Origin of the sequence: uncultured Methylobacterium sp. (assembly GCF_964242245.1) — a bacterium.
GTDB lineage: Bacteria > Pseudomonadota > Alphaproteobacteria > Rhizobiales > Beijerinckiaceae > Methylobacterium.
In genome coordinates this window covers 1-22,039 of the sequence record NZ_CAXTBY010000069.1, presented here as the reverse complement: position 1 = coordinate 22,039, position 22,039 = coordinate 1, and the positions used below count along the sequence as shown (strand labels likewise).

Here is a 22,039-nt window from a genome sequence, read left to right as displayed (position 1 = left end):
GCCGGCCTGGACGCCGCAAGCATCGTCCAAAAGGTCCAGGACACCCTGCCTGAACAGAAGGAGGGTCGTTCGCGCCTGCGCCTCGCTTGACGTTCGCTCCGGGTGTGGGGAGCCGGCCCGGTGTGACCCGGATTACCTTGCCGCCCGGGCGCATCGATGACAAAAGCGCCGGTGCTGCGGTGCGGTGCTTAGATTTCGGGCACGTGTGCCGCCTTCCCGAAACGATTCGAGCGTGATGGTAGAGGCCCTTATATCAGGCTCGACCGAGGTTGGCCCCGTGCTGATCACCGGCGCGAGCGGCTTCCTCGGACCGGCCCTGGTCGACGTGTTTCGGGCGGCCGGCTTCCCGGTCCGCATCCTGGTCCGCGCGACGAGCCCGCGCACGAACCTCACTTGGAGCGATGTCGAGACCGTCGAGGGCGACATGCGCGATCCGGCCGCCGCCTCGGCCGCGATGCGCGGCCAGCGCTACCTGATCCACGCCGCCGCCGACTACCGCCTGTGGGCGCCGGACAGGGAGGAGATCGTCCGGACCAACCGCGACGGCACCCGCACCCTGATGCGGGCGGCCCTCGATGCGGGGGTCGAGCGGGTCGTCTACACGTCGAGCGTCGCCACCATCAAGCCGCCGGACGACGGCGTGACGCCCTCCGACGAGAGCCGGCCCCTGACGCCGGAGACCGCGATCGGCGCGTACAAGCGCAGCAAGGTCGTGGCCGAGCGGGTGGTCGAGGCGATGGTGGCCGAGGATGGATTGCCCGCCGTGATCGTCAATCCCTCGACGCCGATCGGCCCGCGCGACGTCAAGCCGACGCCGACCGGCCGTATCATCCAGGAGGCGGCATCGGGCCGGATGCCCGCCTTCGTCGACACCGGCCTCAACCTCGCCCACGTCGACGACGTCGCCGCCGGGCACCTGCTGGCCCTGCGCCGGGGCCGGATCGGCGAACGCTACATCCTCGGGGGAGAGAACGTGCTCCTGTCGCAGATGCTCGCCGACATCGCCGGCCTAGTCGGCCGCAAGGCCCCGACCGTGACCCTGCCGCGCGCCGTGGTCTACCCGATCGCCTTCCTCTCCGAGCAGATGGCGCGGATCACCGGCCGGCAACCCTTCGCGACGATCGACGGCATCCGCATGTCCCGCTACCGGATGTTCTTCTCGGATGCGAAGGCGCGGGCGGAACTCGGCTACGCGGCCCGTCCCTACCGCGAGGGGCTGTCTGACGCGATCGCGTGGTTCCGCGGCGCAGGATACCTGCGATGAGCCCCCCCGAGACCGCGACCGAGACCCGCTCCGGCAAGGGCGCGCGCGACGAGAACTTCCCGGTCGCCTCGCACCTGATCCACCCGCGCCACCGCGGCGCGATCCTGGCGTTCTACGGCTTCGTCCGGGCCGGCGACGACGTCGCCGACCACGCCGGCCTGTCGCCCGAGCGCAAGCTCGCACTGCTGGACGGCCTCGCCGACGCGCTGACCGGGGCCGGCCCCGCCGACCCGGAGGCCGAGCCGCTCAGGCGCGAACTCGGCCTGCGCGGCCTGCCCCCCCGCCACGCGCTCGAACTGCTCGATGCCTTCCGCATGGACGCGCGCAAGAGCCGCTACGCGACCTGGGACGAACTGATCCACTACTGCCGCTACTCGGCGATGCCCGTCGGCCGCTACGTCCTCGACGTGCACGGCGAGGACCCGGCCCGGGTGTGGGCGGCGTCCGACGCGATCTGCGCCGCCCTCCAGATCGTCAATCACCTCCAGGATTGCGGCAAGGACTTCGCCGCGCTCGACCGGGTCTACATCCCGCAGGAAACCCTCGACCTGCACGGGGCCGGCGTCGCGATGCTCGGGGAGGCCCGGGCCGCGCCGCCGTTGCGCGCGGTGATCCGCGAGTTGGCGGAGCGCACGCTGGGCCTCCTCGACGCGGGCAAGGCCCTGCCCGACCTGATCGACGACCTGCGCCTGTCGCTGGAGATCGCCGCGATCCACCGGCTCGCCGTCGTGCTCGCCCGCGGGTTGCTGGAGCGCGATCCGCTCTCGGAAAAGGTCCATCACGGCAGGGCCGCCTTCGCGCTGACGGCGCTCGGCGGGATCGGTGCGACGCTGGCGCGCCGGCCGTTCCGCGGCCGCCTCGTGCGGGCGGCCCTGCCCGGCAAGGCCCACCCATGACCGCCACCGCGACCCCGGCCCCCGACGCGTCGGCCGAGGCCGCCCCGGCCCTGCCGGCCGCCGGCTCCTCGTTCTACACCGCCATGCGGCTCCTGCCGAAGGCGCGCCGCGAGGCGATGTACGCGGTCTACGCCTTCTGCCGCGCGGTGGACGACGTCGCCGACGACGGTGGCGCGGCCGAGATCCGGGCAGCCGAACTCGATCGCTGGCGCACCGACATCGACGCGCTCTACGCCGGGCGCCCGGCCCCGCGGGTGCGCGACCTCGTGGTGCCGGTGCAGCGCTACGGCCTCGCGCGCGCGGACTTTCAGGCGGTGATCGACGGCATGGCGATGGACGCCTTCGCCGACATCGTTGCGCCGGACGAGACCACCCTCGACCTGTACTGCGACCGGGTGGCGAGCGCGGTCGGGCGCCTGTCGGTGCGCATCTTCGGCATGCCGGAGGATCTCGGCATCCGCTTGGCGTGGCACGAGGGACGGGCGCTGCAACTCACCAACATCCTGCGCGACATCGACGAGGACGCCGCGCGCGGCCGCCTCTACCTGCCGCGCGAGAAGCTGGCGCGGATCGGGCTCGTCGATCCGACGCCGGGGGCGGCGATGACCCATCCGCGCCTCGGCGAGGTCTGCGCCGCGGTGGCGGCGGAGGCCGAGGCGCACTACCGCGCCACCTGGGAGATCATCGCCGCGAGCCCGCGCCGGGCCACGAAGGCGGCCCGGCTGATGGCGGCGGCCTACCGGCTCTACCTCGACGCGCTGATCAAGCGCGGCTGGGCAGGGCCGCGCGCGCGGGTGAGGCCGGGAAAGCTCGCGCTCGTCGCGGTGGCGCTGCGGCACGGCTTGATCTGATGGGAACCGTTCACGTCGTCGGTGCCGGGCTCGCCGGGCTGTCCGCGGCCGTCTCGCTGGCGGAGCGCGGCGCCCGGGTGGTCGTACACGAGGCCGCCAAGCAGGCGGGCGGGCGCTGCCGGTCGTACTACGACGCGACGCTCGGGCTGGAGATCGACAACGGCAATCACCTGCTGCTGTCGGGCAACCGTGACGCCCTCGATTTCCTCAAGCGCGCCGGCGCGCCCGCCGACGCCCTGGTCGGCCCGGACGAGGCCGCCTTCCCGTTTGCCGATCTCAAGTCCGGCGAGCGCTGGACGCTGCGGCCGAATGCAGGCCGGGTGCCGTGGTGGGTGCTGAGCAAGGGCCGCCGCGTTCCGGGCAGCCGGGCGCGGGACTACCTCGCCCCCCTCGCCATCCTGCGGGCGGCGGCCGGCAAGGCGGAGGGCGCGGGCGGCACCATCGGCGCGAGCATGACCTGCGCGGGCCCGCTCTACGACAGGCTCTGGCATCCCGTCCTGCTGGCGGCCCTCAACACCGATCCGGCGGAGAGCGACGTGGGCTTGGCCGCGCGCATCCTGCGGGAGACGCTGGGCGCGGGGGGGCAGGCCTGCCGCCCGCGCGTCGCCGTGAAGGGCCTGTCCTACGCCTTCGTCGACCCGGCGCTTCGCCTGCTCGAAGCGCGCGGCGCCGAGGTCCGCGTCGGACGGCGGCTGCGCGGGCTCGGCCTCGGCACCGGGCGCATCGCGCGCCTGGAGTTTGCCGACGGCCCGATCGATCTGGGCGCCGGCGATTCGGTCGTTCTCGCCCTGCCTCCCTGGGTCGCGTCCGAGATGCTGCCGGGGCTTTCCGTCCCCAGAACATTCCGCTCGATCGTCAACGCCCATTTCCGGATGGTGCCGAAGCTGGGCGCGCCGCTGATTCTCGGCATGGTGAATGCGCTGGCCGAGTGGCTGTTCGCCTATCCGGACCGCTACTCGGTGACGATCAGCGGCGCCGATCGCCTGCTCGACGTGCCCCGCGAAGACCTCGCCAAGCAGATCTGGAGCGAGATCGCGACGGTCGCGCAACTTGCACCGGAACTGCCAAGCTGGCAGATCGTCAAGGAGAAGCGGGCGACCTTCGCCGCGACGCCGGCCGAGGCCGCGCGCCGCGCCGAGGCAGCGACCGCCCACGACAATCTCGTCCTGGCGGGCGACTGGACCGCGACCGGCCTGCCATCGACGATCGAGGGAGCGATCCGCTCAGGCAAGACGGCCGCCCTCGCGCTCCTGTGCGGGTCGGCACGCACGCGCGGCGCGGCGTGAGGCATGACGGCTGCATAGGCGCGGCGGTTGAGGCGAGGACGATGCGAGAGGCTGTGCGAGAGGTCGTGAACAAGGTCGAGGCGCTGCAGCGCGTCCGGACGCAGGCGATCTCCCTCGAGGACGTGGATCACGGCATCGCGCGGGCGACCCGGGCGCTCACCGGGCTGGCGAAAGCCGACGGCCACATCTGCTTCGAACTCGAGGCGGATGCGACGATCCCGTCCGAGTACATCCTGTTCCACCAGTTCCGCGACACCAAACCCCCGGAGGGTCTGGAGCCGAAGATCGGCAACTACCTGCGCCGCACGCAGGGCAAGCACGGCGGCTGGGCCCTCGTCCACGAGGGGCCGTTCGACATGAGCTGTACCGTGAAGGCGTACTTCGCCCTGAAGATGATCGGCGAGGACATCGAGGCAGCCCACATGCGCCGGGCCCGCGAGGCGATCCTGTCGCGGGGCGGCGCGGCGCAATCGAACGTTTTCACCCGCTTCATCCTGGCGCTGTTCGGCCAGGTGCCGTGGTCGGCGGTGCCGGTGATGCCGGTCGAGGTGATGTTCCTGCCCCGGTGGTTCCCGTTCCACCTCGACAAGGTGTCGTACTGGGCGCGTTGCGTGATGGTGCCGCTCTTCGTGCTCCAGGCGATGAAGCCCCTGGCGAAGAACCCGCGCGGCATCGGCATCGGCGAACTGTTCCTCACCCCGCCCGCGAGCGTGCGCCGGTGGCCGGGCAGCCCGCACGCGACGTGGCCGTGGACGCCGATCTTCGGCGCGATCGACCAAGCGCTGCAGCGGGTCGAGAACCACTTCCCCAGGCGCATCCGCCTGCGCGCCATGGAGAAGGCCCGCGCCTGGGTCAGCGAGCGCCTGAACGGCGAGGATGGGCTCGGGGCGATCTTCCCGGCGATGGTCAACACCGTGCTGATGTACGAGTCGATGGGCTACGATGCCGATCATCCCCAGATCCGCGTCGCGTGCGATGCCATCGAGAAGCTCGTCGTCGTCAAGGCGCACGAGGCCTACGTGCAGCCCTGCGTCTCGCCGGTCTGGGACACGGCGCTCGCCGGGCACGCCCTGCTGGAGGCCGGCGGCGCCGACGCGGAGCGTCAGGCGCGGGCCGGCCTCGACTGGCTGCTGCCGCGGCAGGTGCTCGACATCGCCGGCGACTGGGCCGCCACGAAGCCCAAGGTGCGCCCCGGCGGATGGGCGTTCCAGTACGCCAACGCGCACTACCCCGACCTCGACGACACCGCCGTCGTGGTGATGGCCATGGATCGCGCCATGCGCCAGCACGGGCTCGTCGCCAACATGCCCGACTACACCGCCTCGATCGCCCGTGCCCGGGAATGGGTGGAGGGGCTGCAGTCGAAGGACGGCGGCTGGGCGGCGTTCGATGCCGACAACAACCACATGTACCTCAACCACATCCCGTTCTCGGACCACGGCGCGCTGCTGGACCCGCCGACGGCCGACGTGACCGCCCGCGTCGTCTCGATGCTGGCGCAGCTCGGCGAGACCCGCGAGACCTCGAAGGCGCTCGACCGCGGCGTGACCTACCTCCTGAACGACCAGGAGCAGGACGGCAGTTGGTACGGCCGCTGGGGCATGAACTTCATCTATGGCACGTGGTCGGTGCTCTGCGCGCTCAACGTCGCCGGCGTCGATCCCGCCTCGACCGAGATCCGCCGCGCGGTGGAGTGGCTCGTCCGCATCCAGAACCCGGACGGCGGCTGGGGCGAGGACGCCTCGTCCTACAAGATCGACCCGGCTTTCGAGCCTGGTTCCTCGACCGCCTCCCAGACGGCGTGGGCACTGCTCGCCCTGATGGCGGCGGGCGAGGCCGACGATCCGGCGGTGACCCGCGGCATCAACTTCCTCGCCCGGACGCAAGGGCCGGACGGCTTCTGGAACGAGGAGCGCTACACGGCGACCGGCTTCCCGCGGGTGTTCTACCTGCGCTACCACGGCTACCCGAAGTTCTTCCCCCTCTGGGCCATGGCCCGCTACCGCAACCTCAAGCGCGGCAACAGCCGACACGTCGCCTACGGGATGTGAGAGGCCCGCCCTGCCCTCCCCCCTCTGCGGAGCAGGCGGGAGAGGAGCAGCGCGACCTTCCCGAATAATCCGGTGGTTCCCTCTCCCGACCTGCTGACGCGGGCCACCCTCCCCCGCAGGGGCGGGAGGGATCTCACCGTCGCGGATATCCCATGCACCCCGTCCTTGCCGTCACCGGTCTCGCTAAGGAGGCCCGCCTCGCCGCCGGCCCGGGGGTGGAGGCGGTCGGCGCCGGGGGCTCGCCTGAACGCTTGCGCGCGCGCCTCGCCGCACGCCCGACACCGGGGTGCCGGGCGGTCGTCAGCTTCGGAATTTCCGGCGGGCTCGATCCCACCCTGGCGCCGGGCGCCATCGTCATCGCCAATGCCATCGTGACGGAGACTGGCCGCCACGAGGCGGATGCTGCCATCCGGGGTGCCCTTCTCGCGGCGCTGGCGGCCGCCGGCCTGCGCGTGCTCGCCGCCGACGTCGTCGGGGTCGAGACGGCGGTCCTGAGCATCGCGGCCAAGGCGGAGCTGCGCGACCGCACGGGCGCCGCCGCGGTCGACATGGAATCGCACGTCGCGGCGGACTACGCGGCGCGGCACGGCCTGCCCCTCGCCGCGATCCGCGTGGTGTGCGATCCGGCCGGGCGAGCGCTTCCGCCCTTCGCCGCGCACGCGCTCAAACCCGACGGCGAGCCCGACATCCGCGCCGTGCTGACGGCGCTCGCCCGGGGGGACGCGCGCCTCGGAGACCTCATCCGCCTCGCGCGCGACGCGTCTGTGGCCTTCAGGGCCCTTGCCCGGTGCCGCGCCCGCCTCGGCCCCGACCTCGGACTTGCCCAGACCGGTTGACGGTCGATCAGGCCGCGGTGCGGTTACGGGCCTCGCGCTTGGTGTCGGCGCCCGACGCTTTGATCTCGGACAGCTTCTGCGCGACGTTGCGCGAGAAGACGAACTCGGCCGGACGCTGGTTCGTCAAGCTCACCTCGGGCGCCATGTCGCCCTCGGTCCGGATGCCGCGGATCGCCTGGACGAGGGGCTTCCAGGGCTTGCGCACCGAATCGACCACCGAGGACGCCTCGTAGCCGGAATGGACCATGCAGTCGGCGCACTTCTCGTAGTTGCCGGTGCCGTAGGAATCCCAGTCGGTCTCCTCCATCAGCGCCTTGAAGGTGGGGGCGTATCCCTCGCCGAGGAGGTAGCAGGGCTTCTGCCAGCCGAACACGGTGCGGGTCGGGTTGCCCCACGGGGTGCAGTGATAGGTCTGGTTGCCGGCCAGGAAGTCGAGGAACAGGCCCGACTGCTGGAAGGTCCATTTTTCGCGGCCCTTCTCCTTGCCGTGACGGAACACGCCGCGGAACAGGTCCTTGGTCGCCTTGCGGTTGAGGAAGTGCTTCTGGTCGGGCGCGCGCTCGTAGGCGTAGCCGGGCGAGACGGTGATGCCGTCGATGCCCATCCGCGTCACGCTGTCGAAGAAGTCCGCGATCTTGTCCGGCGCGGAATTGTTGAAGAACGTGCAGTTGATGGTGACGCGAAAACCCATCTCCTTGGCCTTGGCGATCGCCGCCACCGCCTTGTCGTAGACGCCGCGCTGGCACACCGAGCCGTCGTGCATCTCCTTGTCGCCGTCGAGGTGGATCGACCACGTGAAGTACGGGCTCGGCTTGTAGTCCTTGATCTTCTTCTCGAGCAGCAGCGCGTTCGTGCAGACGATCGCGAACTTCTTCTGCGCGATGATGCCCTGCACGATCTGCGGCAGGTCCTTGTGCAGGAGCGGCTCGCCGCCGGCGATCACCACCACGGGTGCGCCGCACTCGCGCACCGATTCCAGCGCGTCGGCGACCGGAAGGCGCTTGTTGAGAATCTCGTCCGGGTAATCGATCTTGCCGCAGCCGGCGCAGGCGAGGTTGCAGCGGAACAGGGGCTCCATCATCATCACGAGCGGATAGCGTTTGCGGCCCGTGAGATGCTGCTTGAGGATGTAGCCGCCGATCTTCGCGACATACCGGAGGGGAATTCCCAAGATGCGGCTCCTGTGCTCGTAGCCCCTGACCAAGAGGCTGCTTAGCGTGAAAAAATCCGGAATTCCAGCGCTCTAGCTTGGAACCGGTCTGAAAGTCTTCCGTCCGGTCCGTCCGGGCGCCGGTGTTTCGCCCGATGACGCAACCGAGCCACAGCGCCCGGCGCCACGGGCCCGCGGCGTCGAGAACCGCGCCTCGGTCGATGGCCGGATGCCACGCTCCCCCTCCCCCAACCCTGCCATTGCGTTCGCAATGCGACCGCGGCAGGGTCGCCGGTGTTGCGGCGCAGGAGACCGAGCCCCGTGGAGCCCGTGGGCAGTCCCCGCCCCGCTGCGTTGCAATCGCGTCCCTGCACGATTACTGAGCGATGCGGCCCTGGCGCAACGTTCGTGCCGGGGTGGCGCGTGCGCACCGGACAGCCGATGGCGTTCTCGATCGGGACCGGTCCGGCGCGCAGCGCGGATCACGAGAGTGAGCCGCGTCCTCGGACCATCGGCGACGGGAATGCGCCTTGGGCGAAGCGGCTTCGATCGGCATGAGGCCGCTCTACGGCGTCGGTGCCCATCGGCCACGTCTTTCGCCACGGTCGAGCGTCTCGCGACGCACGGTCCCGCGGGGAACGTTCGGGCGATATCGAGATTCGAGAGCCGTTCGCGCGCCAGATGGTGGGCGGCCTCAGGCAGGCAGGGTACTTCGTGATCGAACGTCTCGTCGCGTTTTCCGTCCGGCACCGCTGGGTCGTCATTGCCGTGATCGCCCTGATCACGGCTGCGAGCACCGGCGTCGCGGCGCATCTCTTCCGCATCAACACCGACGTCGAGCGGCTGATCGATCCGAAGGAGCCCTGGCGCCAGGACGAGATCAACTACGAGAAGGCGTTCCCGCAGCGCACCAACACCGTCGTGGCGGTCATCGACGGCAAGACGCCGGAGGAGGCCGAGGAGGCCGCGTCCACCTTCGCCCGGTCGCTCGCCGGCCACAAGAACCTGATCGAGAGCGTGTATCGTCCCGACGGCGGGCCGTTCTTCGACAAGAACGGCTTCCTGCTGCTGTCGCAGCCCGAGCTCGAGAAAACCGTCGAGAAACTCACCGAGCAGCAGGGTCTGCTCGGATCGCTCGCGTCAGATCCGAGCTTGCGCGGCGTGATGCGGGTGCTCGCGCTGGGCGCGCGCGGGATCAAGAGCGGGGATGCCAAGCTCGAAGACCTCGACAAGCCCGTGGGCCAGATCGACGCCGCGCTGAGAACGGTGCTCGCCGGCAAGCCGGCACGGCTGTCGTGGCAGCTCCTCCTCGCGAACGGTGAGGGCAAGACCACGGATCTGCGCAAGTTCGTCATGATCCAGCCGGTGCTCGACTTCAACGCGCTCCAGCCCGGCTACACCGCGACCAAGCTGATCCGCAACGTCGCCCGGGACCTGAAGCTCGATGCCGAGCACGGCCTGAACATGCGGCTGACCGGCCCGGTGGCAGTGGCCGACGACGAGTTCGCTACGCTGTCCGAGGACGCGCTCCTCAACAACAGCGTCACCGTCGGCGCGATCGTCCTGTTCCTGTGGCTCGCGCTCCGCTCGGCGCCGCTGGTGGTGTCGGTGCTGATCACCACCTTCTCCGGCCTGATCGTCACGGCGGCGCTGGGGCTCCTGATGGTCGGCGAGCTGAATCCGATCTCGGTGGCGTTTGCCGCCCTGTTCGTCGGCCTGGGCATCGATTTCGGCATCCAGTTCGCCGTGCGCTACCGGGCCGACCGCTACCAGCAGCCGAGCCTGGAGGCCGCGATCCGCGCGGCATCGCGCGGCGTCGGCTGGTCGCTGACGCTGGCGGCCGTCTCGCTGCTGGCCGGTTTCTTCGCCTTCCTGCCCACCGCCTTCCGCGGCGTGTCGGAGCTCGGCCTCATCGCCGGCGTCGGCATGGTGGTCGCCTACCTGTTCGCCCTGACCCTGCTGCCGGCCCTCATCGCGGTGTTCCGGCCCAGGGGCGAGAAGGTGGCCGTGGAGACCACGTGGCTCGCCGGCGTCGATCCGTGGATCATCCGCAATCGCAGGGCCGTGCTGATCGTCGTCGGTCTCATTACGCTCGCGGGCGCGCCACTCCTGTGGAAGCTGCCCTTCGACTCGAACCCGATGCACCTGCGCAGCCCGCACGTCGAATCGATCGCCACCTACCTCGACCTGATCAAGGACCCGGCGACCAGCCCCAACGTCGTGGACGTGATGGCTCCGAGCATCGATGCGGTGCCGGACGTGGTGCGGAAGCTTGCCGGCCTGCCGATGACCGCCGACATCATGAGCATCGACACCTTCGCCCCGCGCGACCAGGATAAGAAGCTCGCCACGATCGGCGAGACCGCAGGACTTCTCGATCCGGTGCTCAACCCGGCCCGCAAGCCGCCGCCGCCGACGGACGCCGACAACGTCAAGGCGCTCAAGGAGACCGCCGGTCTGCTCGGCGGCGTCGCGACCAGCAGCGAACCCGGCGCGAAGACCGTCGGCCGCCTCGTGGAGACCCTGAACACGCTCGCGGGCGCGCCGGTCGGGAAGCGGGAGGCCGCGACGACGGCTCTGACCACCGATCTCGGGACCCTGCTGAAGCGCCTGCGCGGGCTGCTTCACCCCGAGAGGATCACCCTCGACACCCTGCCGCCTCAGCTCAAGGCCGAGTGGGTCGCCGCCGACGGCCGCGCCCGCATCGAGGTCCACCCGAAGGGCGATTCCAACGACGACGAGGTGCTCCGGAACTTCGCGGCTGAGGTGCAGACCGTCGCCCCGCACGCGACGGGGGCGCCGGTGGCGACCACCTCGTCGAGCTACACGATCCTCGGTGCCTTCGTGCAGGCGGCGTTAACGGCGCTGGCGCTGATCTTCATCATCCTGTCGGTGGCCCTGCGCAAGCCCTGGGACGTGGCCATGACGCTGGGCCCCCTGGTGCTCGCCACCCTCTGGACGCTGATGGCGCTGCACGTGATCGGCATGCCGCTCAACTTCGCCAACATCATCGCCCTGCCGCTGATGCTCGCGGTGGGCGTGGCGTTCCACATCTACTACGTGATCGCGTGGCGGGCGGGCGTGACCGACATGCTGGCCTCGAGCCTGACGCGGGCGATCTTCTTCTCGGCGCTGACCACCGGCACCGCCTTCGGCTCCCTCGTGCTGTCGAGCCATCCCGGCACGGCCAGCATGGGCAAGCTGCTGGCGCTGTCGCTGTTCTTCACGCTGGTCGCGGCCTTCTTCGTGGTCCCGGCCTTCCTCGGACCGCCGCCGAAGCGGCCCGACGCGGATCGGCCGGAGGGCAGCACCGCCACCGACGACCTGTTGGTCGGGCGCAAGGAAGCGGTCGCCGTGAAGTGAGGCCTTGCCGGGAATAGTGCCTGGCAGCGTTGGGCAATCAGGCCATTCTCAATCGCCCGGAGGCGCGTCACCTCGGTGATGCGCAGTCCGAGAACCCCCCGCTGACAGCGCCCGAACGTTTCACCGCAGCGAGCGCCTCGGCCGCGATCAGCGCGTCCCGCTCCGCGGCGTAGGCGTAGCCCGGCGCCGCGCCTGAAAAGCCTCCGGCGGTAGCCGGATGGGTATAGAGTTCGGTCAGGCCATCCGGCAGGTGCGCCAGGAGCCCGGCGACGCGCCGGGGCGTCATCGCGCCGGACCAAGCCAGCCCGAGCGTCCGGTCCGGGATCAGCAGGCCGGCCGAGCGGGCGCGAACGGCCAGGAGTGCGGCCCAGGGGGCGATATCGAGGGCCGGTTTCGGCGTAGCGCCCGGTTCGGCCCCGCGCAGCAGGTCGCGCGGCTCGCGCGGCACGCGCAACGCCCGCATCCCGAAGTCGCGACCGATGCGCAGGACCGCGCCGCCGATCAGCGGATGCACGTGGAAGTGCTTGTGGGCATTGACGTGGTCCATCGGCAGACCGGTCGCTCGAAACGCTGCGAACTGCGCCGCGATCTCGGCGGCGAGCTGGCGCCGGGCCGATGCCTTCAGCGCGAGGTCGAGGCCGAGCCGCCCCATGTCGCGGCGCATCAGGCCGTCCGCGTCCGTGAGATCGGGCAGCATCGCGGCGGGCAGCGTCGGCCAAGCCTCGACCAGCACGAGGTGCAGGCCGACGTGCAAGCGCGGCATCCGTTTAGCTCGCGCGACCGCGTCGGCGGCGGCCGGCGCCGAGACCATCAGGCTCGCCGCCGTGAGGATGCCCTCCCGATGAGCCTGCTCGACCGCCGCGTTGACCTCCAGGCTCAGGCCGAAGTCGTCGGCCGTCACGACGAGGCGCTTCACGAGATTTCCTCGGTGTCATGGGTGTCGAGAGGGCAAGCCCTGTCGCTGGTCCAGGGCGGAGCCCTGGAAAGAGGCGGGGCCCTGCCCCGCGCTCCCCGCCGGGGCCTTGGCCCCGGACCCCGGAACGGGAACGGCCGGGCTGTTGGGCCCGGCCGCCACCATCGAAACCCTCAAGTCTCAGGCCGCCTTGGCGCTCCCTTGGCGGTCCTTGAGGAAGTGCCAGAACTCGACGCCCTCGCGCAGGCGCCGCTTCATCATGTCGGGGGAGCGGACCATCTCGCCGACGATCGAGGCGATCTTCGGGGCGCGGAAGTAGAACTTCTTGTAGAAGTCCTCCACCGAGTTGAAGATCTCGGTGTGCGACAGGTGAGGATAGTGCAGCGGTGCGACCTGCACGCCGTTCTCGTCGACGAGTTCGGCGTTGGCCGCGTCGAGCCAGCCGTTCTCGACCGCCTGCTTGTAGAGGAACGTGCCCGGATAGGGCGCGGCCAGCGACACCTGGATGGTGTGCGGGTTGATGCGGGTCGCGAACTTGATCGTCTCCTGGATGGTCTCCTTCGACTCGCCGGGGAGCCCCAGGATGAAGGTGCCGTGGATCGCGATGCCGAGCTCGTGGCAGTCCTTGGTGAACTTCTCCGCGACCTCGACGCGCAGGCCCTTCTTGATGTTGTGCAGGATCGCCTGGTTGCCGGATTCGTAGCCGACGAGCAGGAGCCGCAGGCCGTTGTCGCGCAGCACCTTCAGGGTCTCGCGCGGCACGTTCGCCTTGGCGTTGCAGGACCACGTCACCCCGAGCTTGCCCAGTTCCCGTGCGATTTCCTCCGCGCGGGGCAGATTGTCGGTGAAGGTGTCGTCGTCGAAGAAGAATTCCTTCGTCTGCGGGAAGGCCTTCAAACAATATTTGATTTCTTCGATCACGTGCCCGACCGAGCGGGTGCGGTAGGTGTGGCCGCCCACCGTCTGCGGCCACAGGCAGAAGGTGCAGCGGCTCTTGCAGCCTCTCCCTGAGTAGAACGAGATGTAGGGGTGCTTCAGGTAGCCGATGAAGTACTTCTCCATCTCGAGATCGCGCTTGTACACGCTCGTGACGAAGGGCAACTGATCCATGTCCGTCATGATCTCGCGGTCCTCGTTGTGCACGACGACGCCGGAGCTGTTGCGGTAGGACAGGCCCTTGATCTGCGACAGGTCGCGGCCGTCGGCGACCTCCTTGACCGTGAAGTCGAACTCGTTGCGGGCCACGAAATCGATGACGGGCGCCTGCGCCATGGAGCCGGCGGCATCGACCGCGACCTTGGCGCCGATCAGGCCGGCCTTGAGGTTGGGGTTGGCGGCCTTCAGCGCCTCGACCGTCTTCACGTCCGACTTGAACGACGGCACGGAGGTGTGGAGCACCACCATGTCGAAGTCACGCGCCTGATCGGTGATCTCGGCGAGCTTGGTGTTGTGCGGCGGCGCGTCGATCAGCTTGGAGTTCTCGACGAGCGCCGCGGGCTGGGCGAGCCAGGTCGGATACCAGAACGACTTGATCTCGCGCTTGGCCTGATAACGGGAGCCGGCGCCGCCGTCGAAGCCGTCGTAGGTGGGAGCCTGAAGGAAGAGCGTGCGCATGGGCGAGGCCTCGGAGCAGTGCAGAACAAGTCGAAGCTGGGGAAAGACAAGGTCAGATGGTGGGCGCCTCAGCATCCTGGCTGAGACCGCCCTCCGGAATAAGCGTTCCATCCGCAACGACGCGATAATCGTGACCTTTCCATGTCACCGCCCCCGACACGAAGCTCCAGGAGAAGCTCGCGAACGAGAGGATGTCGCGAATCGGCAACAGCCAGTACGGGTGCGGGCCGATCCCGAAGGCGCGCTCCAGGCGCATCGACAGGACGATCCGGCAGGCCAGCGCCAGGGCGGCGACGGTGAGCGCCGCGAGGCCCGCGCCGGGCAGCAGCGACGCGATCAGGGCAAGGGGGAAGGCGTGCGTGACGATCGAGCCGGCGTAGCCCGCCGGATCGACGTTGCGGATGGTGCGGTTCCAGCGAAGCTCGTGGCTCCACAGGCCGGACAGTTCGGTGTCGACGCAGGTGTGCCCGATCGTGAAGTTCGGGATCGCGACCCGCCCGCCTAAGCCGCGCAGGGCCTCGCCGATGGCGTAGTCGTCGGCGAGATCGTCCTTGAAGGTGCGAAAGCCCCCGATCTCGGCGAGCGACCGGGCCGTGAGGGCGATGGTGGACCCGAAGCAGGGCTTGGCGAGCCCGAGTGCCGTGCCCATGACGACGTTGGGCAGGAACTGCACGTCGATCGCGAGTGCCGAGAGCTGGGCGAACACGCCGCGGTTGGCCGGGACGCCGTGATAGAGGCAGGTGACGCCGGAAACGCCCGGCGCGGACAGCTCGGCCACGACGCGTTCAAGGTAATCGGCGTGCACCACCATGTCGCTGTCGGCCAGCACGATCACGTCGTGAGCGACGGCGTCGGACATGTTGATCAGGTTCGAGACCTTGCGGTTCGAGCCGTGCTGGCGCGCGTCGATCACGAGGTCGATGCGGAGCCGCGGGAAGGCCGCCTCCAACCGGCGCACGATGCCGATCGCCGGGTCGCCGGCGCTCTGCACCCCGAACACGATCTGCACCGGTCCGGCGTAATCCTGGCGGCAGAACGTTTCGAGATTCCCGTACAGGTTCGGCTCCAGGCCGCAGAGCGGCTTCAGGATCGTGACCGAGGGCCGGCCCTCATCGGTCCCGAGACGCGGGACGGCCCCGGCGGCGAAGCGCCCGGCGAGCAGCGCCGCGGTCAGCGCGTAGAGGCAGCCGGCGACCGCGGGCACGAGGAGGATCGGCGAGAGCCAAGTGAGGTCCATGGGGTTCGCTCGGTCGCGATGCGGGAAATCGATGGGCCGCGGGATGCGGGGCGGTGTGAGGTTCGTTCAAGGCGCTGGTTGGGCAGGGCGCATCCCGCCCCTGCACCGGGGCGAACCCTCGGCCTCCTGAGCGCGCCGGCGCAGGAGCATCCGCGACCGACCGCGGCCGCGTGACCCCGCGGCCGAATCAGGCGCACTTCTTCAGCTCTGCCGCCGCGTCGCCGATGCGGGGGCCGGCTCCCCGCGGCGGCGCGTAGCTGTAGAACGGTCCGAGCGTCGCGGAGGCGGAACCGACCCGGCGGATCGCCGGCGCGGCCGAAGCCGGCGGCTCCTCCGCGGCGTCGGCATCGCGGCCGATGCGGCGCTCCTGGACGTGCCAGAGCAGCAGGGCCGGGACGCCGACGAGGAGGTCGGCGAGGCGCTTCACCAGGGACAGGGCCAGGGCCGCCTCGGCCGGGATGCCGAACAGGGCGCAGAGCGCGATCAGGCCGCCCTCCTGCGCGCCGAGCGCCCCGGGCACCGCGAAGGCGGCGCCGCGCACGGCCTGAGCGAGGCTCTCGACGACGACCGCCTCGGCGAAGCTCACCGGATAGCCCATGAAGTGCAGGCAGACGTAGACTTCGAGCGAGCCGATGACCCACCCGATGAGGTGGATGCCGATGCCCGACAGGATGCGCAGGGGCGCGCCGTAGAGGCGGCGCAGGTTGTCGTAGAGGACGTCGACGGCGCCGAGCGCCTGCCAGTCGCGGCCCGAGGCGAAGCGGTCGACGATGCCCTGGATCAGGCGGTGACCGGCGCGGCGCTGGATCAGGTAGAAGGCGCCGATCGCGGGCGCGGCGATGGCCAAACCGCCGGCCACCGTCCGCACGATCGGCCCGTCGCCCGAGATCTGGACGAGGAGGGCGAGGCCGGCGACGGTGAACAGGAGCTGCGTCAGCGCCTGGGTCATCAGGTCGACGAACATGCTCGCCCCGGCGAGCCCTCCACCGATGCCGCGCTTGGTCAGCAGGCGGGCGCCGACGACGTCGCCGCCGACGGCCGCCACCGGCAGCAGCGTGTTGATGCCCTCGCGCACGAAGCGCAGGTTGATGCACGCCGGCAGGCTCGGCCGGCCGGCGGCGGGAAAGATCGCGTACCAGCCGAGACCCGCCCAGGCGACCGCGACGGCACGGGCCAGGACGACGAGGAGCGCACCCCATCCGGCGCTCACCACGGCGGCGGCGACATCCTCGAGGCCGGAGGAGAGGAACAGGCCGACGACCGTGCACAAACCGGCGATCAGGGCCAGGGTCGTCAGACGCTTCATGGTCCTCTTTCAAGCTCGCGGGTGGCTTGATGCTGGAGTCTCGCCGCGATTCCGACCGGAAAAGACCGCCGCGGGCGAGGAGTAGATCCCAAGTTGCAGCAACGATCGGCAATGTCTATCACCCGATAGACACAGTGCGGACCAAAGCGGCACCGCGGGTTTCGACCCGGAGCAGACCGCTGGCAGGGACGGCCACGAAGGGGAAGATCATGGACCGCGAAGCTTCCGTCACGGCGGGCGAGGCCGTGCTCGACGACGCACGTCCGGAGGGCTTCGTGCGCGCCCGCGATGCGGGTTCGGACCTGACGACGGCGCCGCACGCGCCGGTGATGGCCTGGAACGAGTGGGACCCGCTGGAGGAGGTGATCGTCGGCTCGCTCGACGGCGCCACGATCCCGACCCATCACCTCACCGTGATCTTCAACCTGCCGCGGGCCGCCCAGCCGTTCTACCGGCTTGCCTCGGGCTTCCGCTATCCGGCCTTCATGAAGAAGCTCGCGCAGAAGGAGCTCGACAACTTCATCGCGATCCTCGCCGGCGAGGGCGTGACGATCCGCAGACCGGACGCGATCGACTTCTCGCGGAAATACCGCGCGCCCCGCTGGGCGTCCCGGGGCTTCTGCGTCGCCTGCCCGCGCGACCCCTACCTCGTCATCGGCGACGAGATCATCGAGAGCCCGATGTGCTGGCGCTCGCGCTACTTCGAGGGCGACGCCTACCGCGCGCTCTTCAAGGAGTATTTTCGCAATGGCGCACGCTGGACCTCCGCGCCGCGGCCGCAGCTCACGGACGAGCTCTACAACTACGACTACCGGGTGCCGAACCTGAAGGCCGGCGAGCCGATGCAGTTCACGGTCAACGAGTTCGAGCCGGTGTTCGACGCCGCCGACTTCGTGCGCTGCGGCCGCGACCTGTTCGTGACGCGCTCCAACGTCACCAACCTGATGGGTATCGCGTGGCTGCGCCGCCACCTCGGCCCGGGCTTCCGCATCCACGAGATCGAGAGCCGCTGCCCGCAGCCGATGCACATCGACAGCTCGTTCATGCCGCTGGCGCCGGGCAAGGTGCTGGTGAACCCGGACTACATCGACGTCGACAAGCTGCCGGCCGTCCTCAAGACATGGGACGTGCTGATCGCGCCGCGCCCCGACCCGGTGGAAGGCTTCATGAGCCGGATCTCGATGTGCTCGCCCTGGACCTCGATCAACGTGCTCGCCATCGACGAGCGGAAGATCGTCGTCGACCAGAGCCAGCCGACGCTGATCAGGGCGCTCAAGGATTGGGGCTTCGATCCGATCCCGGCGCCGTTCCTGTCCTACGGCCCGTTCGGCGGCTCGTTCCACTGCGCCACCCTCGACGTGCGCCGCCGCGGCACGCTGAAGTCGTACTTCTAGAGCGCAATCCGACGAAGTGGACACCGGTTCGTCGTAAGAGTGCGCGTAAAATCAAGAATCTAGAGCCGCTCCCGATCCAACGTGATCGGGAGCGGCTCTAGGCCTTCCTCCTGACGAGAAGCGGCCGCGTCCTACCAGGACGCGGCCGTTCGATTTCGTACCGCCGCGGCGGCCGCGACCCGGCGAGGCCGCCAGCGATGCCTCAGCGCGAAAACTTCTTGTACTTCAGCTTCTTCGGGACGATCGAATCGAGGCCCAGGCGGCGCTTCTTGTCGGCCTCGTAATCCGAGAAATTGCCCTCGAACCACTCGACGTGGCTCTCGCCCTCGAAGGCGAGGATGTGGGTCGCGATGCGGTTCAGGAACCAGCGATCGTGGCTGATGATGACGGCGCAGCCGGCGTAATCCTCCAGCGCCTCTTCGAGCGCGCGCAGGGTCTCCATGTCGAGGTCGTTGGTCGGCTCGTCCAGGAGCAGCACGTTGGCGCCGCCCTTGAGGGTGCGGGCCAAGTGCACGCGATTGCGCTCGCCGCCCGACAGCGTGCCGACCTTCTTCTGCTGGTCGCCGCCCTTGAAGGCGAAGGCCGCGCAGTAGGCGCGCGAATTGATCTCGCGCTTGTTGAAGTAGATGATGTCGTTGCCCCCTGACACCTCCTGCCAGACGGTAGCGCCCGGATCGAGGGCGTCGCGCGACTGGTCGACGTAGCCGAGATGGACGGTCTCGCCGACCTCGATCCGGCCGCCGTCCGGCTTCTCCTGGCCGGTGATCATCTTGAACAGCGTCGTCTTGCCGGCGCCGTTCGGCCCGATCACCCCGACGATGCCTCCCGGCGGCAGCTTGAACGACAGGTCCTCGATCAGCAGGCGGTCGCCGAAGGCCTTGTTGAGGTGCTCGAACGTGATGACGTTGTTGCCGAGCCGCTCGTCGATCGGGATGACGATCTGGGCCGAGGCGTCGATCTTGTCGTTCTGCTTGGCGACCAGCTCGTCGTAGCGGGTGATGCGGGCCTTCGACTTCGACTGGCGGGCTTTGGGCGAGGCGGCGATCCATTCCTGCTCGCGGTTGATCGCGCGCTGGCGGGCCATGTCCTCGCGGCCCTCCTGCTGAAGGCGCTTCTGCTTCTGCACCAGCCACGCCGAGTAGTTGCCCTCGTAAGGGTAGCCGCGGCCGCGGTCGAGTTCGAGGATCCAGCCGGTGACGTTGTCGAGGAAGTAGCGGTCGTGGGTCACGATCAGGATCGCGCCGGGATACTGCTTGAGGTGGCCCTCCAGCCAGTTCACGGTCTCGGCGTCGAGGTGGTTGGTGGGCTCGTCGAGCAGCAGCAGTTCGGGCTCCCACAGGAGCAGGCGGCAGAGCGCGACGCGGCGGCGCTCGCCGCCCGACAGCGTCGCGACGGGCATGTCGTCGCTCGGGCAGCCCATCGCCTCCATCGCCTGATCGACCTTGGATTCGAGCTCCCAGAGATCGCCGGCCTCGATCTTGTCCTGGAGGGCGGTCATCTCGTCCGCCGTCTCCTCGGAATAGTTCATGGCTAGCTCGTTGTAGCGGTCGAGCAGCGCCTGCTTCTCGGCGACGCCCTCCATCACGTTCTCGCGCACGGACTTGTCGGGGTTCAGGTGCGGCTCCTGCGGCAGGTAGCCGACGCGCGCGCCCGAGGCGACGAAGCCCTCGCCGGTCCAGTCCTTGTCGAGGCCGGCCATGATCTTCAGCAGCGTCGACTTGCCCGAGCCATTGATGCCGAGCACGCCGATCTTCGCGTCCGGGTAGAAGGACAGGTTGACGTTGTCCAACACCTTCTTGCCGCCAAGGTAGCTCTTGGTCAGGCCTTTCATGTGGTAGACGAATTCGCGGGCCATCGCGGGTATCCTCGGGTGTTACGAAGCCGGCGCGGCGAGGCGTCCGGCGGCGGTGCAGGGTTGCCGGCGGACACGCACGCGGCATGTCGGCCGCAGAACCGTGCGCGGTACGGTTCTGCGGCCGGCACGCTCCGCACCCTTCTCCGCAATCCCATGAGATGATCCCGTCCGAGTATCAGGCCGGCCGGTGCCGGGCAAGGATCGGGCGTTCTGCCGCGCTCACGCGAACGGGTTCTTCACCTGCGCCGGCGGCGCCGCCGTCTCGGCGACCGCCTCGGGAAGCTCGGCCCGCGTCAGGGCCTCGACGATGGCGTCGAGGGTCACCTTCACGGCACGGGCGCGGTCGAGGCCCGCCCGGTCCCGCGTCAGGTCGAGGGAACCGTGGAGCGTGATCGCGTCGGGGCCGTTCTCGAAGGACAGGGCGCCGACGGTCCGCACCGTCGACGCGTCCGCGAACGGCGTGAAGTCCGGCTCCGGCCGGGCATCGTGCGCCCCGGCGTCGTTCGTTTTGCGTTTGCTCATGAGGACAACCCGTCAGAAGATCGCGCGCAGAACTTGGCGAAACGCCCGGCGGAGGGCGCGCGCGAGTTCGTGTCCGAGCCAGTCCTGCCACGTCTCCTCGTGCGCGCGGGGATGCCGACCGGCCTCGCCGTCCCGGGACGCGGCGTGCGGCTCCGGCAGAGTCATGGCGACGGCCTTCACGTCGGCCGGCACGCCGGGAAACGCGTCGAGGCCGGCGACCGCGCGGAGGGCGTCGAGGGAGACGGCGCGCCACGCGCCGTCGGCCCGGTTCGGGGCCAGGTAGGCGCCGGCCTCCGTGCGCGCCGGATCGTAGATCGCCTTGAAGAGCTGGGTCGGCACCAGCACGCGCCCGTTGATCGCGGTGGTCGAATCGCCCTCGAAGACCGAGCCGGTCACGACGAACAGCGTCCCCCGGCGCGTCGCGAGGCGCCGGGTGCTCTCCTCGATCTCGGCCCAGAGACCGCGGTTGAACGCCCGGTCCTGGGGAACGACGTTGGCGAGGCTGAAGGATTGCGCCTGCGCCTCCCCGGTCGGCATGTCGCCCGCCGGCGCGAGGTGGCCCCGGTCGAAGCCGCTGCGGACGTAGTCGTCGAGCCGGGCGCGCTGGTCGTCGGGCACCCGGTCCTCGTCGTGGAAGGCATCCACGCGCGCGACCTGCCGCGCGGACGCGACGCTGGCTCGCGTCAGGCGCTCGGCGGCGTAGAGCGGCGCGCGGGCGAGGCCGGAATGCAGCACCGCGTAGGCCTCGAAGCACAGCGGCAGCGTCCGTGCCGCGAGCTTCGGATTCGTCAGGCTGGGCGCCCGTCCGTCGGCGAACAGTGCCGGGCAGGTCTCGGCGGCCCGCGACGCGCCGACCTGAATCGTCACGAGGGCGACGACGAGGGGCGCGAGCGCCGGCCTCATGAGCAGGTGCGGACCTTTCGCGGGCCGGAGGGCGTCGGCCGCTCGCGCCACGTGCAGGGGCGTCCGAGCGTTCCGTCGAAGGGCCGCACGTCCCGGTCGGCCTGGCCCGGCACGGTCCGGGGCGGGCAATCGCCGAGGACGTTGCACGCGAACGTCAGCGTCCTGTCCGGCGGCCGGGGCTCGGCATGAGCTTGGCCGCCGAGGATGACGGCGAGCAGGAACGACAGTGCGGACAGACATGCGCCGATCAACACGAGCCCTCTGTAGCAGCACTGGCACGCGAACGGAAAAAACCCTGCGCGCAACGTTGATCGCGCGGCCCGCGGTCCGGTAATGACCTTATCATAGGGGTTGCCGGATCGTCTGTCCCTCGGCGGGCGAGGTCCGATCGGTTGGCTTCATGGCCACGACGACCGGTTTCGGTCTATACCGGCTGCCCGCGCGTCGGCCGCCTCCGGACCGATGGCGGGGCTGAGCAGCGGGTCCGACCGTCAGGTCCGGGCAGCATACGAGCGAGTGGTTCATTGGCACGTCAAGAGACCCCCCCCTCGATATTGGACGGTTTGTCGGATCCCTCGGATCTGCGTCGGTTGCCGGA

General features: G+C 69.8%; 17 protein-coding genes. 8 read left to right on the top strand and 9 right to left on the bottom strand.

Features of this window, described 5'->3' with window-relative positions; genetic code table 11:
* Positions 1-235: 235 nt before the first annotated feature.
* From hpnA to ACFE8Y_RS14410, 6 genes are all read left to right on the top strand, one after another.
* A complete protein-coding gene (gene hpnA, locus ACFE8Y_RS14435; RefSeq protein WP_375465079.1) occupies positions 236-1,264 on the top strand; it encodes a hopanoid-associated sugar epimerase in 1,029 nt (342 codons plus the stop codon).
* Complete coding sequence (gene hpnC / locus ACFE8Y_RS14430) at positions 1,261-2,160, top strand: squalene synthase HpnC (RefSeq protein WP_375465078.1); 900 nt, start codon at positions 1,261-1,263, stop codon at positions 2,158-2,160. The genes hpnA and hpnC overlap by 4 nt, the downstream gene beginning before the upstream one ends.
* Entirely contained in the window at positions 2,157-3,011 is an 855-nt protein-coding gene (gene hpnD, locus ACFE8Y_RS14425; protein ID WP_375465077.1) for a presqualene diphosphate synthase HpnD, read from the top strand. Before hpnC ends, hpnD begins: the two co-directional genes overlap by 4 nt.
* Positions 3,011-4,297, top strand: a complete 1,287-nt coding sequence (gene hpnE / locus ACFE8Y_RS14420; protein ID WP_375465076.1) for a hydroxysqualene dehydroxylase HpnE — start codon at positions 3,011-3,013, stop codon at positions 4,295-4,297. Before hpnD ends, hpnE begins: the two co-directional genes overlap by 1 nt.
* Positions 4,298-4,338: 41 nt before the next feature.
* Positions 4,339-6,348 carry a squalene--hopene cyclase gene (gene shc / locus ACFE8Y_RS14415; RefSeq protein ID WP_375465075.1) on the top strand — a complete coding sequence of 670 codons (2,010 nt, stop codon included), beginning with the start codon at positions 4,339-4,341 and terminating at the stop codon, positions 6,346-6,348.
* 152 nt (positions 6,349-6,500) lie between these two features.
* On the top strand, positions 6,501-7,184 hold the full coding sequence (locus ACFE8Y_RS14410; RefSeq protein WP_375465074.1) for a phosphorylase: 684 nt from the start codon (positions 6,501-6,503) through the stop codon (positions 7,182-7,184).
* Positions 7,185-7,191: 7 nt separating this feature from the next.
* Here the strand turns inward: ACFE8Y_RS14410 and hpnH are convergent, their stop codons facing one another.
* Complete coding sequence (gene hpnH / locus ACFE8Y_RS14405) at positions 7,192-8,355, bottom strand: adenosyl-hopene transferase HpnH (protein WP_375465073.1); 1,164 nt, start codon at positions 8,353-8,355, stop codon at positions 7,192-7,194.
* 693 nt (positions 8,356-9,048) lie between these two features.
* Between hpnH and ACFE8Y_RS14400 the strand changes: the two genes are divergently transcribed.
* Positions 9,049-11,697 carry an MMPL family transporter gene (locus ACFE8Y_RS14400; RefSeq protein ID WP_375465072.1) on the top strand — a complete coding sequence of 883 codons (2,649 nt, stop codon included), beginning with the start codon at positions 9,049-9,051 and terminating at the stop codon, positions 11,695-11,697.
* A gap of 67 nt (positions 11,698-11,764) precedes the next feature.
* Here the strand turns inward: ACFE8Y_RS14400 and hpnK are convergent, their stop codons facing one another.
* From hpnK to ACFE8Y_RS14380, 4 genes are all read right to left on the bottom strand, one after another.
* The gene (hpnK, locus tag ACFE8Y_RS14395; RefSeq protein ID WP_375465071.1) at positions 11,765-12,613 is read right to left on the bottom strand and encodes a hopanoid biosynthesis-associated protein HpnK; all 849 of its coding nucleotides are present in this window, start codon (positions 12,611-12,613) and stop codon (positions 11,765-11,767) included.
* A gap of 177 nt (positions 12,614-12,790) precedes the next feature.
* On the bottom strand, positions 12,791-14,224 hold the full coding sequence (hpnJ, locus tag ACFE8Y_RS14390) for a hopanoid biosynthesis associated radical SAM protein HpnJ (protein WP_375465070.1): 1,434 nt from the start codon (positions 14,222-14,224) through the stop codon (positions 12,791-12,793).
* A gap of 52 nt (positions 14,225-14,276) precedes the next feature.
* On the bottom strand, positions 14,277-15,461 hold the full coding sequence (gene hpnI / locus ACFE8Y_RS14385; protein ID WP_375465069.1) for a bacteriohopanetetrol glucosamine biosynthesis glycosyltransferase HpnI: 1,185 nt from the start codon (positions 15,459-15,461) through the stop codon (positions 14,277-14,279).
* Between the two features lie 187 nt (positions 15,462-15,648).
* Positions 15,649-16,767, bottom strand: a complete 1,119-nt coding sequence (locus tag ACFE8Y_RS14380) for a flippase-like domain-containing protein (RefSeq protein WP_375465068.1) — start codon at positions 16,765-16,767, stop codon at positions 15,649-15,651.
* 209 nt (positions 16,768-16,976) lie between these two features.
* Here ACFE8Y_RS14380 and ACFE8Y_RS14375 point away from each other — a divergent pair, with 209 nt between their 5' ends.
* Positions 16,977-18,161 (top strand): amidinotransferase, encoded by a 1,185-nt coding sequence (locus ACFE8Y_RS14375; protein WP_375465067.1) that lies wholly within the window; start codon positions 16,977-16,979, stop codon positions 18,159-18,161.
* Between the two features lie 202 nt (positions 18,162-18,363).
* Here ACFE8Y_RS14375 and ettA read toward each other — a convergent pair whose 3' ends face one another.
* The 4 genes from ettA to ACFE8Y_RS14355 form a co-directional block, all read right to left on the bottom strand.
* On the bottom strand, positions 18,364-20,016 hold the full coding sequence (gene ettA / locus ACFE8Y_RS14370) for an energy-dependent translational throttle protein EttA (protein WP_375465066.1): 1,653 nt from the start codon (positions 20,014-20,016) through the stop codon (positions 18,364-18,366).
* A gap of 219 nt (positions 20,017-20,235) precedes the next feature.
* Positions 20,236-20,538, bottom strand: coding sequence for a hypothetical protein (locus tag ACFE8Y_RS14365; protein ID WP_375465065.1), 303 nt, complete (start codon positions 20,536-20,538; stop codon positions 20,236-20,238).
* A 12-nt stretch (positions 20,539-20,550) separates the two neighbouring features.
* Complete coding sequence (locus ACFE8Y_RS14360) at positions 20,551-21,447, bottom strand: DNA/RNA non-specific endonuclease (RefSeq protein WP_375465080.1); 897 nt, start codon at positions 21,445-21,447, stop codon at positions 20,551-20,553.
* Positions 21,438-21,692 (bottom strand): hypothetical protein, encoded by a 255-nt coding sequence (locus tag ACFE8Y_RS14355; protein WP_375465064.1) that lies wholly within the window; start codon positions 21,690-21,692, stop codon positions 21,438-21,440. Before ACFE8Y_RS14355 ends, ACFE8Y_RS14360 begins: the two co-directional genes overlap by 10 nt.
* Positions 21,693-22,039 lie beyond the last annotated feature (347 nt).

Bases quoted from the DNA above. Each gene is read 5' to 3' on its own strand.
- ettA (WP_375465066.1), bottom strand. From the start codon at position 20,016: ATGGCCCGCGAATTCGTCTACCACATGAAAGGCCTGACCAAGAGCTAC.
- hpnD (WP_375465077.1), top strand. From the start codon at position 2,157: ATGACCGCCACCGCGACCCCGGCCCCCGACGCGTCGGCCGAGGCCGCC.
- ACFE8Y_RS14365 (WP_375465065.1), bottom strand. From the start codon at position 20,538: ATGAGCAAACGCAAAACGAACGACGCCGGGGCGCACGATGCCCGGCCG.
- hpnC (WP_375465078.1), top strand. From the start codon at position 1,261: ATGAGCCCCCCCGAGACCGCGACCGAGACCCGCTCCGGCAAGGGCGCG.
- hpnA (WP_375465079.1), top strand. From the start codon at position 236: ATGGTAGAGGCCCTTATATCAGGCTCGACCGAGGTTGGCCCCGTGCTG.
- ACFE8Y_RS14410 (WP_375465074.1), top strand. From the start codon at position 6,501: ATGCACCCCGTCCTTGCCGTCACCGGTCTCGCTAAGGAGGCCCGCCTC.
- shc (WP_375465075.1), top strand. From the start codon at position 4,339: ATGCGAGAGGCTGTGCGAGAGGTCGTGAACAAGGTCGAGGCGCTGCAG.
- hpnI (WP_375465069.1), bottom strand. From the start codon at position 15,461: ATGGACCTCACTTGGCTCTCGCCGATCCTCCTCGTGCCCGCGGTCGCC.
- hpnE (WP_375465076.1), top strand. From the start codon at position 3,011: ATGGGAACCGTTCACGTCGTCGGTGCCGGGCTCGCCGGGCTGTCCGCG.
- ACFE8Y_RS14380 (WP_375465068.1), bottom strand. From the start codon at position 16,767: ATGAAGCGTCTGACGACCCTGGCCCTGATCGCCGGTTTGTGCACGGTC.
- hpnJ (WP_375465070.1), bottom strand. From the start codon at position 14,224: ATGCGCACGCTCTTCCTTCAGGCTCCCACCTACGACGGCTTCGACGGC.
- ACFE8Y_RS14375 (WP_375465067.1), top strand. From the start codon at position 16,977: ATGGACCGCGAAGCTTCCGTCACGGCGGGCGAGGCCGTGCTCGACGAC.